Raw genomic sequence first — 14,847 nt, 5'->3', positions numbered from 1 at the left:
CGACTTAGGCGGTGGGAAATTCTACGACGGGCAGCGAGCTGGAAAGCTCGCTGCCTTTTTCTATGACGAGTTTATGAAAACCGGCCTGGGTGGCAGCGGTTTCCGCGAGGGACCGCGCCGGTTCCGCCTCCGGCAGGATGAGGCCCACACGGGCAGGGTCCGGGCAGGCCTCGCGGATGGCGACGAGCTCGGAGAGGATTGGGGTGGCATCGGCAAGCGTGGCATCCACGCTGACCCACACCTCGTCCGCGCCAGACTGGATGGCCAAGCGGGCCTCAGAGGCCTTGATGAGTGTGTGATGCCGGCCGGTGGGATAGCCCGCCACGGCGGTAATGCCCGCCGGCTCAGCTGCGGCCGCTACCGTCACGTGGTGCGGCGAGACCAAAACATGCTGCCCGGCGACCTGCTCCCTGACCTCAGCGGCGGAAGCGTGCAGGAGATTTTTCATGCTTAGTAGCTGTAGTCGCCGTTGATGATGGCCTTGAGCTGCGGGCGCACGTCAAACCAGTAGATACCGGTGATGACCGTGCCAATCCACGCCAGGAATTCCAGGCCGGTAGCCATCGCCACCGCCGAGCCCGCAAGCAGGCCTACCCATACCCATTTACCCTTGCGGTCGCCGGCCCGAAACGCGTCCTCGCGCGTAGATGCCGCGAGCACAGCCCCGATAATGGCGACAATGGTCAGGACCTGGAAGAAGTAGATGGGAAAATTATAGGCAATGTCAAGTAAGAGGTACATGCAGATTAATTCGTGGGTTCGTCGGTATCGATAACTTCGCCATCGATAATATTATCGTCCGTGCCCGCAGCAGCGGAATTACCATTCTTGGACGCGTTCTTCTTCTCGTTTACGCGTTCCTGGGCATAGTCATACGCTTCCTTCACGCCCTCGCGGGTTTCCTGGTACGCATCCGCGAACTTGTCCTTCGCTTCAGAGAAAGCCTCCGAGTCGCGGGTTTCTTCCGCAGCCTTCTTAATGGACGCGCCCCACTGCTTGGCGGTAGTGGTGGCCTTATCCAGCATGCCGTCCTTATCACCCTGTGGGTCCTGCGCACCCGTGCCCTGCGCACCCTGGTTCTCGCGCTCTTCCTGCAGGCGGCCACCGAAGTCTTTGGCGGTATTTAGCGCGGACGCACCGGCTTCCTTCAGGGAATCAAAAAGCTTCTTCTTCTCAGTCATGAAATCCTCCGTGTGACGTATTATTCCGGCGCATTAGGCGCCGAAAATGAGATGATTAACAGCATATATGGCCAATCCTGCCAGGGAACCGATGATCGTGCCGTTAAGGCGAATAAATTGCAGATCCTTGCCCACCATCAGCTCGATATTCTGCGAAGCCTCCTGCGCATCCCAGCGCTTGATGGTCTCCGGGATGATCGCGATGATCTCCGGGGCGAATTTCTCCACCGCGTAGCGCGCGGCCTTGTCCACGAGGTCATTGGCCTGGGCCAAGAACTCGGAATCCTCGAGCAATCGGTGCGCCAATTCCTTCACCTTGGCCGTCATCTTCTGCCGCAGGAATGACTCCGGGTCATTGAACTGATCAATGAGCGTGGTAGAAATCGTGCGCCACATCGCTGCCGGCGCCTGCTGCACTTGGTCAGAGGCCAGCATCTCTTGCTTGATGTTCTCAATGCGCTCGCGCATATCCGCATCCCATTGCAGGTCCGCAGCCAGCTTGGATAGGTTGCGGCGAATGGCCAGGCGAGCCTCGTGGTTGCCATCGCGGCGGACCTCGTCGGCGAAATTAACGAGCTCGTTATAGACCTTGTCCCCCACCATCTCGCGGGCAAAGCGCGGCGCCCACCCGGGCATGCGCTCATCGATGGCCGTGACCACCGTCGATTCCATGCCAAGAATCTTCTTGTGTGCCCAGTCAATGAGGTCATCCTCCAGCGGGCGCGCCTTGCCGTCCGCGATATAGCCCTCCAGCAACCGGCCCAATGGCGGGCCCCACTCCGGCTCCGCCAGGCGGTCCATGACCTGGGTGCGGATGAACTGCTCCGCCTCAGCCGGGTCGAGGTCCTCCACCACGCTGGCGGCGCGCTGGCCAATCCATTCGGAGACCTCCTCCGCCTTGCCGGGTTCTGCCCCCTGGCGCGCCAGCCACAGGGGCAGCTCGGCCTCCCGCACCTTCGCGCTCAGTGCATCCGCGGTCAGGAAGTTCTCCTCCACGAAGTCTTTCAGCGCATCGCCCACGCGGTCCTTATTATTCGGAATCAGCGCCGTGTGCGGGATGGGCAGGCCCATCGGTCGGCGGAACAGTGCCGTTACTGCGAACCAGTCCGCCAGGCCACCGACCATGCCTGCCTCCGCCGCCGCACGCACGTAGCCGACCCACACCGGCGCCCCGCTTTCCGATGCCTGCCACCACGAGCACCCCAAAAAGATCACCGCCGCCAGCAGAAGCAACGACAGCGCAATCGCCTTCCACCGCCGCAGGTCCGCCCGGCGCGCCTCCTGGTTGCCGGCCTGCGGCACACCGGTGCCTGACGATGCCGGCTTCTTCGCCGTATCAACCTCTGCGTCCGAGCGGTGCGTCATGTGTTCTCCTAGGGGATTAGATGAGATTTCGTGGTGGACAGCAAATCCATTGCTCAACATTAGTGTGCATAGCGGGCGTACTCGAAAGGACCCGACCCCCATGTGGTGGACACCTGATATCCAGCCCAGTCGAGTTAGCAAGATTGGTAATCTAACACCATGTCCAGATACTGAGAACAGTTCACACGCGATGCCGTTATTGGTGCGAGAATCACAACCATCTTTGATGATGAGCTTGGTCTTTACGGCGTTAAACGCATCGCTGCGAGCCTTAAGGAGGACACGGCGTATGCCCCGGTCAACCACAAGAAGGTCGCACGAATTATGAAAGCCATGGGGCTTAGAGGCTTTACAAAACGGCGTCGATGCATCACTACCAGGCGCAAACCTGGTCACCGTGTCATGCCGGATGTACTAGGCCCGCTTATTCACAGCCAACGAGCCGGACCGTGTGTATGTAGGCGACATTACCTACCTGCCGTGTAAGGGTGGCAAGAACATGTATGTGGCTACAGTCATTGACACTTCATTCACGCAAACTTGCAGGTTATGCACTCGCAGACCACATGCGTGTCTTATTGGTCATCGATGCTCTAGCCCACGCACACGGTGTGCGTGGCAGTCTTGACGGGGCTATATTCCATTCCGATCACGGCAGCGTGTACACCTCACAAGCCTTTAGAAACTATTGCTCGTCGTTGGGTGTGCGCCAGTCCATGACAGCGGTAGGAACTAGTGCCGATAATGCCCTGGCAGAGTCGTTTAACGTTACTTTAAAGCGGGAAGTGCTGCGTGATCGGAAAGTCTTTGACAATCCCATTATCTGCCGGCAGGAAGTCTTTAGGTGGTGCATGCGCTTGTAACACGCGCCGGCGACACTCGTGGTGCAACCTTCTAGCTCCCGATGACTTCGAAGCACTCACATCAGCTACACTGACCAAAGCAGCATAGCTAACCCCCGACGTGTCCACTGTCCGGGGGTCAGGCCCAAGTTTAGGGAGGCAGTAAAGTGTCCAATGACAAAACGGCGCAGATCGATGACGAAATGCTCCAGAAAGTTATCGACAGTGCTTACCGCACGCATTTACGATACGCGACAGCGGCTGCCAGGACTATCTGGCACGATTATGTGGTTGCTCTGCACAAAAGAGAATCCCAGCAAGTCGAGATTTTAAGGAAAGCAATAGAAGAGTGCGCGCATGATACCCTCCAAGAACTCTGTATTGCTTTGGAAGAAATTCACCCTCGAGCCTCCTTAGAACTCCTGTTTGGCGAGTGTAATGATCGATTAAACGAATATAGAACTCCAAAGGGAGGTGAGACTTTTTCTCTCGCCCGAGGTGCGTGGTTAATTGGAGTTTTCGGCAACGGAAAGAAGGTCACCCAATACGAAGCGCTCAAGGTGTTCAATAAGTATGTGCGTTGGGTTGCGACACATCTCATAGAGTTGCATATATCTTCCACCGCCTTTGAGGATGATGATGAACGGGTCCTTCATAATGCTGTTAAGCAGCTCGAAATAAATCGGCTCGTAGAGCCTGAAACACGTATGATGTGGATCACGGCCGAGATTACAAAAGAAATAGGCAAGTGGGCAGAGGTAAATACTGACAGCTGCAGTATTTCTGAAAGTATTAATTCAAAAATAGCTGAGCAAATCAATATGAATGCTGTAAGTGCAACCGATTCTTTGAATGAAGCCATTGCTAATAGGAAAAACTTTATACCAGAAGCTTTCAGTGACATGCTTCTAAATGCTGTACCGGACGAGCTGTTGCGAAAACTAACAGCAACTCACCGATCAATATCACCTGCCAATATTCAAGATGCATTAAATAGCGACCTACCGACGTTCTTTCCTCTTGTCGAGCTTGATGGTAAATATCGAGCACTCGGAAGATCCGCTTGGTTTGTGCAACGCGAAGATGCTCTGTTGCAGCTGTGTATTCAGGCAAGCCCCCAGCATTCACGAGGGAAGGTTCTCGAGGATGTCACGACTGCTCTACTTCAAAAATGGGGTCCTTCCAGTATTGATTGGCGTTCCTCTGTGGATTTGATAAACCCAAAGAGTTCTAAGAATCCCGACGATATCGACGTGCTTGGTTCTTCAACACAGACAGTCTTCATTGGCGAATGTAAAGCCAATCGACTATCTGTCAACAATTCAAGCGTTGCAGCAAATTTTGCCACCGTAGTTTTAACCAAGGCTGCTTCGCAACTTGCTACCAGAATAACGCACTGGAAGAGTGGCTGGCGCCCTTCTGACTCTGACAAGGCTTTTGCCGATAAAGTAGCTGGTTTTATTACGACTTTCTCTAGCTACGGTGGGTTGCTTTGGAATGCCGCTGAGGTTGCGGATGGAAACTCGTCAGTAAACTTCGGAATTTTTCCACTGTACTCACTAGTCCTTGCGGTTAGTGCCCTCAAAACTTCAGACCAATTCCAGAAATACCTCGAATTTCGAGTGAATTCTATGTCGCATGGTGTGAAAAATTTTGATGAGCTTGAATATGTGTTAGGTTTCCTAAGTGATAGAGGCAATAAGGTAAGCAGCGGACAAGACGGTGCGTCAATTCTCTTTCGCCAATATGAATTAGATGATCGTGGTACCTGGATAGACCCACGAATGTACAGACATAAGCAAAATTGGAAAGATGAGTTTGTGACTGAGCTGTGGAAGTATACAGAGCCTGTCACCCCGCCTGTAAAATAAACCTTGTCTGTCTCTGAACACATAGGTTATCGTGCCGTCAGTTCCGACTTCGGCGTGGTCGAGGAGGGCGTGCCAGCGGAACGGGCTGTATTTGACATTGCCTTCGTCTTCGATCTGGGCGAGCTGGTGCTGGTAGTGTTCGTAGGCTTTGTGACGGGTCTGCAGGTCGGTGATCTGGCCTGCGATGTTCTTGTGCTCAGCTAATAGTCTTTCGTGCTGCTCGGCCAGGGCGTTGAACCGTGTCTGGTATTCGTCCTGGTTGAGTGGCTGGCGCGCGTTCACGATGATGAGGTCTTCAATCGCCGTGGCGGCCGCACCGATTTGCCCTGCTAGTGCTTGTTCTTGTGCTTCAAGGCTGTTGGTGTTGAACCGCTTGAGGACAAGCGGTTCAACATCCACCGCAGCGCTCCTCTTTGCCGCGAGTTGCCTGAGGGCTTCGGCGAATGTGTCTTTGATTTGCTGGTCGGTCAGGTGTGGTGTCGTGCATTTCATTTTGCCTGCGTATTTGTGGTTGCATCGCCAGATCCGCTTCTCGTATTTTGAGCCTGCATGCCAGGTTTTCGACCCGTACCAGGAACCGCACTGGCCACACATGATTTTCCCGGAGAACTCACGAGGGCCTGACCCCCGGACAGTGGACACGTCGGGGGTTAGCTATGCTGCTTTGGTCAGTGTAGCTGATGTGAGTGCTTCGAAGTCATCGGGAGCTAGAAGGTTGCACCACGAGTGTCGCCGGCGCGTGTTACAAGCGCATGCACCACCTAAAGACTTCCTGCCGGCAGATAATGGGATTGTCAAAGACTTTCCGATCACGCAGCACTTCCCGCTTTAAAGTAACGTTAAACGACTCTGCCAGGGCATTATCGGCACTAGTTCCTACCGCTGTCATGGACTGGCGCACACCCAACGACGAGCAATAGTTTCTAAAGGCTTGTGAGGTGTACACGCTGCCGTGATCGGAATGGAATATAGCCCCGTCAAGACTGCCACGCACACCGTGTGCGTGGGCTAGAGCATCGATGACCAATAAGACACGCATGTGGTCTGCGAGTGCATAACCTGCAAGTTTGCGTGAATGAAGTGTCAATGACTGTAGCCACATACATGTTCTTGCCACCCTTACACGGCAGGTAGGTAATGTCGCCTACATACACACGGTCCGGCTCGTTGGCTGTGAATAAGCGGGCCTAGTACATCCGGCATGACACGGTGACCAGGTTTGCGCCTGGTAGTGATGCATCGACGCCGTTTTGTAAAGCCTCTAAGCCCCATGGCTTTCATAATTCGTGCGACCTTCTTGTGGTTGACCGGGGCATACGCCGGGGCGGGCCCGACCCCCGAAAAGTGGACACGCCGGGGGTCGGGCCCCAAAATTGACGGCAACAGCGACATCAAGAACTATGCCGACTACCTCTGCAAGGAAGCTGGCGCGGCGATTCTTGCCTGAATTATGGAGGGCGCGTGCCTCATCCATTCCGAGGACTATCACCTCACACCACCGGCACGGGTGGTGGCTGCATCGAGTGCATATCAGGAGGAGAATAACTGGTTCGCCCAGTTCCTCGACGCCCACTGCGCCGTCGACGAGCACCTGTCTGAGCGTGCCAGGGACCTGTATCAGACCTATCGCACGTGCGCGATGTCCACCTCAGGGTGGGCGCGTCCCATGGTTGATTTCAACGCCACCGTCGAACATCACGGCTTCATTCGCAAAAAGACGATGCACAACATGTCCGTCCACGGTTTGGCCTTGAAGAACGAGTTCGAGAACTAAGCCAGACGGGCCTTATGCCGACCCATATGTGAGTTTGCTATAGGGCAGAAAACATAGCCCTTAGGAAAAGTTTATATCGCATCGTCATAGGTCGTCATGGGCCTCTCTCAAGGGCCCGACCCCCGATGTGCTCACTTTTCGGAGATCGGGCCCTCCACCTGAGGCGAGTACCCAGTTCGGTGGTCATAGACACACAGGAAGCTGATGGACCTTACGCACCCGTACAACCGCTCTCCATTAATTGACAACTAATTTCCCAGTCTAACTAATGGGGAGCGGTTTACAGGGACACGGGCTCAATGTATTGTCAGCCCACCTGCTGTTTTTACTATTTGCAGGAGATACAGATCTATTGCATCTATCGCAGAGCACTAACGAAAGGCTTCTGATCTTCAACAGCACGGCGAACCATATCTCGATGTGACTCCCCTTTGTGCTCAATGACTTCTACCTGGGTACCGTCCCCATCGGCCAGTTTTCCTGCCGAGTCTGAGATGATGTCGTAGTTAATCACTTCATCATCTTCACTAATGAAAATCTTCACTGGTGTAGAAGGTTTCATATTAATCATTGAATTTGCGTTGAGGTGATCAACGAGCGAGTCTAGGTTCGCATCCGGGGCAAATACATCCTTGCCCGGAGTTGTATTCTCCTCCTTTAAAGCGGTAAGACACTTTTCAGAGGCTTGTTCCATGAGCTTCCTACCACTATCACTGAGGAGATCTTCAGCCTTTATCTCCGAGTTGAAGTTCATTGCTCCACGAATCACGTATGCACTGTATGCCACGCTCTTCTCATCAGCATCAGAGATGAGGGTCTTAGCAAGATCCGCAGCTTCCTTACCGCCAGGAATTTGTGTATCACCCGGAGCAATAGCAAACGTCTCCTGGAGCCCCGATGGGACATCAGCTGCAGAGGCTGCAGAAACAGCAGCAAATCCCCCTTGGCTCCACCCGGAGTTGTACCATGTATCAGCAAAAGAAAACTCCGAGCGGGTGGCACGGACCATCTCATTGACGGCTGAAGCCAAGGAGTGGCGATCCATATATGTACCAGAACCTACCGTTCCGAGACCTTCGTAGTCTGGTTGAATGACAGCAAACCCTTTATCCAACCAAGTCTGAAGATAGCTCTGAGCGACAAGCTGCAGCGCTTCACGATCTGGATGCGTTGCATCCGCTTCCGAGGGCGCACACTTCTTTGCCAACCCAGTCGTCCCATGCGCCCAGCTCAGTACAGGCCACCCCTTTTCGGGCTCAGTCCCGTTCGGCAGGGTGACCAAACCTGTTGACAGGATAGGCTGACCATAAGCGTTTTTTGCACCGTAACTGACTTTATAGCTCTTAGCACCTTTCGGCACTGAAATTATTTCATCCGCAGTTACTTCTTCTATCTCGACAATCTTGCCTACAAGGTCTTTCTCTACGCCCACCTTGCTGGCTACTACACTTTCTTTTTCGCCCATATCCATCACTTCCTCAGTGAATTTATCTCTTGCGCATTGTTGCCATCATCGCGAGAGCAAGAAGACAACATGAGCATGCTTACTGACACTGATAATCCTAGCGCAAGTATTTCCCTTCGCATAAGCTTCCAATCTAAGCAGGATAGAGTCTTGTTACTATTATAAATTAATCCTGCCTTGGAAAGTGGGTGTGCCGGGGTCGGGCCCATCCTCATTGTTCTCACAAAGGGCCACAGCATCGCGTCTGAACTGTTCGGAGTACCTAGACATGGTGGTAGATTACCTTTCTTTCCAGTCCGACTGGCCCGGATATCAGGGGTCCAGCAAATAGGGGGCAGTTCAACCTCGAGCAGGTGCGGGGCGTGGGGTACTCAGGGGCATCGGCAAGCGCATGGCTCCTGCCCTCCTGTCTGTAATAAGCACAAGCAACCCCCGCCTCCCGCATGGGTCACATGCGCTGGAGGCGGGGGTTGTGTGGAGTCAGTACAGAAACTGAGACGTTGCCTGAACTAGGCGTGCGCCTTAGTTAACTCGGCCGGTTTCCTTGCGGTACTGGCGGTAGAAACGGCGTCCATAGTGGATGGTGCCGGCGGCGGCGATGGCCACCACAACCAGGGAAATGACGCCGATGGCGATGGTCAGGCTGTAGTTGCCATCACCTGCGGTGCCCAGTGGGGTATCCCAGACGCCGAGGCCCCAGATGAGGATGCCGGCTGCCGGCAGGCAAGACAAGATCAAACCCATGCCGATCCACGTGGAAGTGCGGAGAAGGGAAGAGTGAGGAGCTGCGAAGGATACTGGGTCGTAGCCTTCGATGTAGTTGTCCTGAATCTTGCCGGAGAACTCCGGATACGTTTCGCTCTGGTAGTCAGCAACTACGTGGGTGTTATCGCTCATGGCTGAGTCTTTCTGTCTTTCTCTCGTTCCTAGTATTCCTACGGAATAACTCTAGCTTAGTCGTCCTTGCCACGGAAAGCAGCACGTGCACGTTCGCGGGTAACGGCAGATACTGCGGTCAGTGGGACGCCAGCCGGGCAGACATCGGCACACTCACCGTAGAGGGAGCAGTGGCCGAAGTTGGATTCCAAATCAGCAACCATGTTGCGGGCGCGGCTACCGCGCTCTTCCTTACCCAGCGGCATCATGGACAGGTGAACCAGCTTGGCACCGGTGAACAGGTGTGCCGCACCGTTCGGGCAGGCAGCAACGCAGGCACCGCAACCAATGCAGGCAGCGTGATCCAGCGAGTACTCGGCGGTCTCGTGGTTGATGTGCATGGTATCGGCGTCCGGGGCGGTACCGGCGTCCATGGATACGTAACCGCCCTGCTCCATCACGTGGTCCAGTGCGGAGCGGTCAACCACCATGTCCTTGATAACGGGGTACGCAGCGGAACGGAATGGCTCCAGCTGAATGGTGTCGCCATCGTTGAAGTTGAACAGGCGCTGCTGGCAGGCAGGGGTGTTCTGGCCCGGGCCGTGTGGGCGGCCGTTGACGGTCAAACCACAGGTACCGCAGATGCCCTCGCGGCAGTCAGAGGCGAAAGCGAAAGGCTCTTCGCCGCGCTCAATGTAGCCGTCGTTGACGTGGTCCAATAGCTCCAGAATGGACATCTGCTCGGAGGCATCATCCACCTGGACGGTTTCGAATTTACCTTCCTGGGTGGGTCCGGCTTGACGCCAGATCTCAAGTGTCAATTTCATTACTTGTAGTTCCTTGTCATCAGCGGGATCGAGTCAAAGTACAGGGGTTCTGCGTGGCGGATGAACTCGTTCTTGTTCGCGCCCGGCTCCCAGGCGGAAACGAAGCACCAGTTCTCATCGTCACGCTCGGCTTCGCCTTCTTCAGAAAGGTGATCTTCGCGGAAGTGAGCGCCGCAAGACTCATCGCGGTCAAGGGCGTCGATGCACATGAGCTCACCCAGGTCCAGGTAATCGGCAACGCGCAGGCCGTATTCCAGAACTTGGTTCATGTCATTCGCCTCACCAGGGATGCGGACGTTCTTCCAGAAGTCATCGCGCACCGCGCGGATCTTCTCGATGGTGTCCTTCAGGTCCTCGACGTTACGGGACACACCGCAGCCGAAGTACAGCAGGTCACCCAGCTGGCGGTGGTAGTGGGACGGACCGTGCGGGTCGTCGCCTTGGACCTGCATCAGCTTGTCGATGCGCTCCTGGGACTTCTGCACGGCTTCCTGTGCCTCAGCGGAATCCTCGGCCAGCTTGTCCTCGTTGAGGTGGTCAGCCAAGTAGTTCGGGATGGTAAACGGCAGGGTGAACCAGCCGTCGACGGAAGCCGAAAGCAGGGAGTTAGCACCAAGGCGGTTAGCACCGTGGTAGGTCCAAGAGCACTCACCGGCGGCAAACAGGCCGTCAATAGAGGTCATCTCATTGAAGTCGGTCCACAGGCCACCCATGGTGAAGTGGCAGGTAGGAGCAATGCGCATTGGGGTCTCGTAGGCGGACTCACCAATGGCCTCTTCATACATCTGAATGAGGTTGGAGTAACGCTCGCGGATCTTGTCTTTGCCCAGACGCTCGATGGCATCGCGGAAGTCAAGGTAGACCGAGTTCTTCAGAGGTCCAACACCCAGGCCCTTGTTGATCTGCTGGGAAATTGCACGGGAAGCAACGTCGCGGGGAACCAGGTTACCGAAGGCCGGGTAGCGGCGCTCCAAGAAGTAGTCGCGCTCTTCCTCCGGAATGCTGTTCGGGTCGCGGTCATCGCCCTCTTCCTTGGGGGACCAGATGCGGCCATCGTTACGCAGGGACTCCGACATCAAAATGGTCTTGGACTGCCAGTCGGAGTTGACCGGCAGGCCCGTTGGGTGGAACTGCACGAACGCCGGGGAAGCCAAGTAAGCGCCCTTGTCATAAGCGCGCATCATGGCGCTGGCGTTGGAGTTCTTTGCCAGGGTGGACATGTGGTAAACGTTGCCGTAACCACCGGTACCCAGGATGACGGCGTGGCCTGTGAAGGCCTTGAGCTCACCGGTAATCAGGTTGCGGGTAACAATGCCGCCCGCGCGCTTCTTGCCGTTGTCATCGTAGGTGATGATGTCCTGCATATCGTTGTGGGCAAAAAGCTCCACATTGCCCAGGCCGATCTGACGGTACAGTGCCGAGGTCGTGGACAGCTGCAGCTGCTGACCTGTTTGGCCACGGGTGTAGTAGGTACGGGAGACCTGCACACCACCGAAGGAACGGGTGGCCAGGGTGCCGCCGTACTCACGGGCGAACGGGGCGCCGATGGCGTTCATGTGGTCAATAACGCGAACGGACTCGTTGGCCAGGCGCCAGCAGTCGGACTCGCGGCAGCGGTAGTCGCCGCCCTTCACGGTGTCCTTGGTGTGGCGGTACGCGGAGTCGTTATCTACCTTCTTGGCGCGGGATGCGTTGACACCACCCTGCGCGGCAATGGAGTGCGCGCGGCGCGGGGAGTCGTGGTAGGTAAAGACCTTGACGCCGTAGCCTAATTCACCGAGAGCTGCCGCAGCAGCACCCGCGGACAAGCCGGTACCTACGACGAGGACCTCGAACTTGCGGCGGTTCAGTGGGGAGACCAGGTTCATGTGGTCAACGTGGTGAGACCACATATCCTTCATCGGCACGCCGTGCGGTTCCTGGGATTCCAGGATATTACCAGCGGAGACGCCCTCAACGATGGACTTTGGGTGCGAGAAGTTGGGGTGTTCACGCTTGAGTTCAGTAGTAGTCATGGGTTCCTATCTCCTTTAGCTGACCAAGCCCAGGGCAACGGACAAAGGCATAACGATGTTGCCGATGCATACAACGGCCGGGATGATGTACGCCAAGACCAAGAAGGTCTGACGCCATTTTGCACCGGTGATACCCAGGTCAGATGCGGCAAGGCGGATGCCGTGGGTCAGGTGCAGGAAGAGGCAGCACATTGCCAGCACGTAGAAGATGGTGACCGGCCAACGGCTAAAGGTTTCGATCATATTGGCCTTGACAGAACCTTCAACGAAGGCCTCTGGAGCCACCGGCTGTACGCCCAAGGTGAGGTCCAGCAAGTGGAAGATGATGAAGAGCAGCAGCACTACACCGGTTACCAGCATGGACTTGGTGGCGAAGGAATCCAGGCCACCCATCAGGTTGGTGCGCTTGAACTTGCCGCGGGATGCCTTGGAGCGGGAAGCCAAGGTAAAGGCACCGTAGATGTGGGCAAGGATTGCCACGATCAGCACGATGCGGATGACCCACAGGGCAGAGCCGTGCGGCAGCAGCGGTTCACCCATAGAGCGCAGAAACTCGCCGTACTCATCCAGGGCGGGCTCACCGTTGTGTGCCGGCATGTACAGCTTCAGGTTGCCGGCCATGTGACCGACCACAAAAAGCGCAAAGAGCAAGCCGGTGACGGCCATGATGAGCTTCAGTACCCACGATGGCGTTCCAGGATTCTGACGAATTGGTTCATTAGTGATGTGGCCGTGAGCGATTGCCTCACGGTCCGGATTTCTTAAAGTCATGACACCTCCATAGTCATACTCACCTTAACCGGGCTTAACCGCTGGTTACTAGTTATTTTCGAGCGGTTATTTACTCCCGGTTCGCAAGCATGACTAGGCAGTGAGATCTTTTAGGTAAGGGTATCCTGATAAGAAGAATATGAAAACGCTGTCACCTTGGATGCCTTCATTTCCGCAATACAGATGTTTCGTATTTATGATCCAAACTGTGAGCTTCGCCACTCCGTGTTACGCGAGTGATTACCCCACCCCTTTATGTGTCAAACTTTCGCATGAAACCCCACAAACCCGGTGTCCAGGTAGCGAAGAGTCTTCACAAAATTTTCGCCATAAAGATGCACAGCCGCGCTTTCTACTAGTAATCTTTGGCGCATGAGTAAGACGTATGTGGGCTCTCGCCTTCGCCAGCTTCGCCGTGAACGCGATCTCAGCCAAGCCTCCCTAGCTGGCACCCTCGGCCTTTCCGCCAGTTACGTCAACCAGATTGAACACGACGTCCGCCCGCTGACCGTGCCGGTTCTCCTGCGCATTACCGAGGTCTTTGGCGTGGACGCCACGTTTTTCTCCCGCGATGATGATTCCCGCCTCCTCGCAGAGATCCAGGACGTCATCCAAGACAAGGAGCTATGCCCCTCCCCGGTAGAGCTCCAGGAGCTATCGGAATTGGTATATAACCACCCCACCGTCGCCCGCACGCTTGTCGATGTTCACCGCCGCTACCGCAATGTGCGCGATAAGCTATCGCTGGCTACGGATACGAGGAGGACATCGGAAAGCGCAGCCGCCTTATCCATGCCGCACGATGAGGTGCGCGACTTCTTCTATGCCCGGCAGAATTACCTGAACGGGCTGGACCATCACGCGGAGGAACTTGCCGGTGACCTCGGCGTTTCCGGGTTCGGGATTCGCGATACCGAGCAGGCGCTGGCAAACCGGCTGCGCGAGGAACACGGCGTAGAAATCGAGCTGACGGCGCAAATGGATGGCACGCTGCACCGCTTTGACCGCGAGAGCGGGCAGTTCACGCTCGCCTCGCGCCTGAGCGAGGGCCAACGCGCCTTCCGCATGGCCGCCGAGCTCGGGCTGCTCGAGGCCCAAGATCAGATCTCCGCGCTCGTGGCCGATGAGCCCTTTACCTCTGATGCCTCCCGCAGCTTGGCCCAACGCGGCTTGGCCAGCTACTTTGCAGCCGCCACACTCATGCCCTATGCCATGATGCACAGCGAGGCTGAGCGCGCCGGCTACGACGTGGAGTATCTGTGCCAGGTCTTCGGCGTGGGATATGAGACAGTCGCATCCCGGCTCTCCACCCTGCAGCGCGATAACCTGCGCGGCGTTCCGTTTACCTTCGTGCGCGTGGATCGCGCCGGCAATATGTCCAAGCGGCAATCCGCTACCGGCGTGCACTTTTCCAATAACGGCGGCACCTGCCCGCTGTGGAATGTCTACGAGACCTTCACCCGCCCAGGGGTCATTTCGCGCCAGCTCGCGCAGATGCCCGATGGCCGCAACTACCTGTGGATTTCCCGCGCCGTGCAGCACCATCAAGGCCGCTACGGCGATACCAATAAGCTCTTCGCCATTGGGCTGGGCTGCGAGGCCCGACACGCCGATCGCACGGTCTATGCGGAGGGCCTCGACCTCACCAATCTCCACGCCGCTACCCCCATCGGACCAGGGTGTCGCACCTGCGCCCGCGAAAACTGCTCGCAGCGTGCCTTCCCGCCCATCAACGAGGCGATCAATATCGATGTCCACCGCTCGGCGGTCGCGCCTTACTAGCTGGTCTTTTTAGCCGCGTATAGAGAAACGGCACCGCGGTCCTCCTTCTTGGAGAACGCTGCGGTGCCCTTATGCGGT

15 protein-coding genes and 1 pseudogene are annotated in these 14,847 nt (G+C 56.1%); 5 read left to right on the top strand and 11 right to left on the bottom strand.

Annotated elements, in window-relative coordinates; translation table 11 throughout:
* Positions 1-4 precede the first annotated feature (4 nt).
* From HMPREF1257_RS07830 to HMPREF1257_RS07815, 4 genes are read right to left on the bottom strand one after another with little or no spacing between them, the layout of a single operon-like run.
* On the bottom strand, positions 5-448 hold the full coding sequence (locus HMPREF1257_RS07830) for a hypothetical protein (RefSeq protein WP_023025079.1): 444 nt from the start codon (positions 446-448) through the stop codon (positions 5-7).
* A 2-nt stretch (positions 449-450) separates the two neighbouring features.
* Entirely contained in the window at positions 451-741 is a 291-nt protein-coding gene (locus HMPREF1257_RS07825; RefSeq protein ID WP_023025078.1) for a DUF2516 family protein, read from the bottom strand.
* A 5-nt stretch (positions 742-746) separates the two neighbouring features.
* The gene (locus tag HMPREF1257_RS07820) at positions 747-1,181 is read right to left on the bottom strand and encodes a CGLAU_01105 family protein (protein ID WP_023025077.1); all 435 of its coding nucleotides are present in this window, start codon (positions 1,179-1,181) and stop codon (positions 747-749) included.
* A gap of 33 nt (positions 1,182-1,214) precedes the next feature.
* Complete coding sequence (locus HMPREF1257_RS07815; RefSeq protein ID WP_023025076.1) at positions 1,215-2,546, bottom strand: DUF445 domain-containing protein; 1,332 nt, start codon at positions 2,544-2,546, stop codon at positions 1,215-1,217.
* A 198-nt stretch (positions 2,547-2,744) separates the two neighbouring features.
* On the opposite strand from HMPREF1257_RS07815, the gene HMPREF1257_RS12665 reads away from it, so the two are divergent.
* The 3 genes from HMPREF1257_RS12665 (at position 2,745) to HMPREF1257_RS12255 (ending at position 5,259) form a co-directional block, all read left to right on the top strand.
* Positions 2,745-3,032, top strand: coding sequence for an IS3 family transposase (locus tag HMPREF1257_RS12665; protein WP_084529657.1), 288 nt, complete (start codon positions 2,745-2,747; stop codon positions 3,030-3,032).
* A 17-nt stretch (positions 3,033-3,049) separates the two neighbouring features.
* Complete coding sequence (locus tag HMPREF1257_RS12660; RefSeq protein ID WP_084529655.1) at positions 3,050-3,409, top strand: DDE-type integrase/transposase/recombinase; 360 nt, start codon at positions 3,050-3,052, stop codon at positions 3,407-3,409.
* A gap of 146 nt (positions 3,410-3,555) precedes the next feature.
* Positions 3,556-5,259: a hypothetical protein gene (locus HMPREF1257_RS12255; protein ID WP_023025075.1), complete on the top strand. Its 1,704-nt coding sequence runs from the start codon at positions 3,556-3,558 to the stop codon at positions 5,257-5,259.
* On the opposite strand, the gene HMPREF1257_RS07810 is transcribed toward HMPREF1257_RS12255, so the two are convergent.
* Both HMPREF1257_RS07810 and HMPREF1257_RS12515 read right to left on the bottom strand, forming a co-directional pair.
* Entirely contained in the window at positions 5,140-5,901 is a 762-nt protein-coding gene (locus tag HMPREF1257_RS07810; protein WP_198010508.1) for a recombinase zinc beta ribbon domain-containing protein, read from the bottom strand. The two genes, HMPREF1257_RS12255 and HMPREF1257_RS07810, sit on opposite strands and share 120 nt — an antisense overlap.
* Before the next feature lie 12 nt (positions 5,902-5,913).
* Positions 5,914-6,570, bottom strand: a pseudogene (locus HMPREF1257_RS12515) (IS3 family transposase); the annotation flags it as partial.
* A 139-nt stretch (positions 6,571-6,709) separates the two neighbouring features.
* Between HMPREF1257_RS12515 and HMPREF1257_RS07805 the strand changes: the two are divergent.
* A complete protein-coding gene (locus HMPREF1257_RS07805; protein ID WP_023025071.1) occupies positions 6,710-7,033 on the top strand; it encodes a hypothetical protein in 324 nt (107 codons plus the stop codon).
* Between the two features lie 358 nt (positions 7,034-7,391).
* Here the strand turns inward: HMPREF1257_RS07805 and HMPREF1257_RS07800 are convergent, their stop codons facing one another.
* The 5 genes from HMPREF1257_RS07800 to HMPREF1257_RS07780 all read right to left on the bottom strand — a co-directional run bounded on the left by HMPREF1257_RS07800 (position 7,392) and on the right by HMPREF1257_RS07780 (position 12,987).
* Positions 7,392-8,498 (bottom strand): lipase family protein, encoded by a 1,107-nt coding sequence (locus HMPREF1257_RS07800; protein WP_023025070.1) that lies wholly within the window; start codon positions 8,496-8,498, stop codon positions 7,392-7,394.
* A gap of 522 nt (positions 8,499-9,020) precedes the next feature.
* Positions 9,021-9,395 carry a hypothetical protein gene (locus HMPREF1257_RS07795; RefSeq protein WP_023025069.1) on the bottom strand — a complete coding sequence of 125 codons (375 nt, stop codon included), beginning with the start codon at positions 9,393-9,395 and terminating at the stop codon, positions 9,021-9,023.
* Positions 9,396-9,451: 56 nt separating this feature from the next.
* Entirely contained in the window at positions 9,452-10,201 is a 750-nt protein-coding gene (locus HMPREF1257_RS07790) for a succinate dehydrogenase/fumarate reductase iron-sulfur subunit (RefSeq protein ID WP_023025068.1), read from the bottom strand.
* On the bottom strand, positions 10,201-12,216 hold the full coding sequence (locus tag HMPREF1257_RS07785) for a fumarate reductase/succinate dehydrogenase flavoprotein subunit (RefSeq protein ID WP_023025067.1): 2,016 nt from the start codon (positions 12,214-12,216) through the stop codon (positions 10,201-10,203). The genes HMPREF1257_RS07790 and HMPREF1257_RS07785 overlap by 1 nt, the downstream gene beginning before the upstream one ends.
* Before the next feature lie 15 nt (positions 12,217-12,231).
* Positions 12,232-12,987 (bottom strand): succinate dehydrogenase cytochrome b subunit, encoded by a 756-nt coding sequence (locus HMPREF1257_RS07780; RefSeq protein WP_023025066.1) that lies wholly within the window; start codon positions 12,985-12,987, stop codon positions 12,232-12,234.
* A gap of 372 nt (positions 12,988-13,359) precedes the next feature.
* Here HMPREF1257_RS07780 and ramB point away from each other — a divergent pair, with 372 nt between their 5' ends.
* Complete coding sequence (ramB, locus tag HMPREF1257_RS07775) at positions 13,360-14,769, top strand: acetate metabolism transcriptional regulator RamB (protein WP_023025065.1); 1,410 nt, start codon at positions 13,360-13,362, stop codon at positions 14,767-14,769.
* Positions 14,770-14,847 lie beyond the last annotated feature (78 nt).

Source organism: Corynebacterium sp. KPL1814 (assembly GCF_000478175.1).
Classification (GTDB): domain Bacteria; phylum Actinomycetota; class Actinomycetes; order Mycobacteriales; family Mycobacteriaceae; genus Corynebacterium.
The sequence above is the reverse complement of the archived record's forward strand: the minus strand, read 5'-3'. Positions and strand labels throughout refer to the sequence as shown.

Excerpts from the sequence above, each read along its gene's own strand:
- HMPREF1257_RS07830 (WP_023025079.1), bottom strand. The coding sequence starts at position 448 with ATGAAAAATCTCCTGCACGCTTCCGCCGCTGAGGTCAGGGAGCAGGTC.
- HMPREF1257_RS07825 (WP_023025078.1), bottom strand. The coding sequence starts at position 741 with ATGTACCTCTTACTTGACATTGCCTATAATTTTCCCATCTACTTCTTC.
- HMPREF1257_RS07820 (WP_023025077.1), bottom strand. The coding sequence starts at position 1,181 with ATGACTGAGAAGAAGAAGCTTTTTGATTCCCTGAAGGAAGCCGGTGCG.
- HMPREF1257_RS07815 (WP_023025076.1), bottom strand. The coding sequence starts at position 2,546 with ATGACGCACCGCTCGGACGCAGAGGTTGATACGGCGAAGAAGCCGGCA.
- HMPREF1257_RS12660 (WP_084529655.1), top strand. The coding sequence starts at position 3,050 with ATGTGGCTACAGTCATTGACACTTCATTCACGCAAACTTGCAGGTTAT.
- HMPREF1257_RS07805 (WP_023025071.1), top strand. The coding sequence starts at position 6,710 with ATGGAGGGCGCGTGCCTCATCCATTCCGAGGACTATCACCTCACACCA.
- HMPREF1257_RS07800 (WP_023025070.1), bottom strand. The coding sequence starts at position 8,498 with ATGGGCGAAAAAGAAAGTGTAGTAGCCAGCAAGGTGGGCGTAGAGAAA.
- HMPREF1257_RS07795 (WP_023025069.1), bottom strand. The coding sequence starts at position 9,395 with ATGAGCGATAACACCCACGTAGTTGCTGACTACCAGAGCGAAACGTAT.
- HMPREF1257_RS07790 (WP_023025068.1), bottom strand. The coding sequence starts at position 10,201 with ATGAAATTGACACTTGAGATCTGGCGTCAAGCCGGACCCACCCAGGAA.
- HMPREF1257_RS07785 (WP_023025067.1), bottom strand. The coding sequence starts at position 12,216 with ATGACTACTACTGAACTCAAGCGTGAACACCCCAACTTCTCGCACCCA.
- HMPREF1257_RS07780 (WP_023025066.1), bottom strand. The coding sequence starts at position 12,987 with ATGACTTTAAGAAATCCGGACCGTGAGGCAATCGCTCACGGCCACATC.
- ramB (WP_023025065.1), top strand. The coding sequence starts at position 13,360 with ATGAGTAAGACGTATGTGGGCTCTCGCCTTCGCCAGCTTCGCCGTGAA.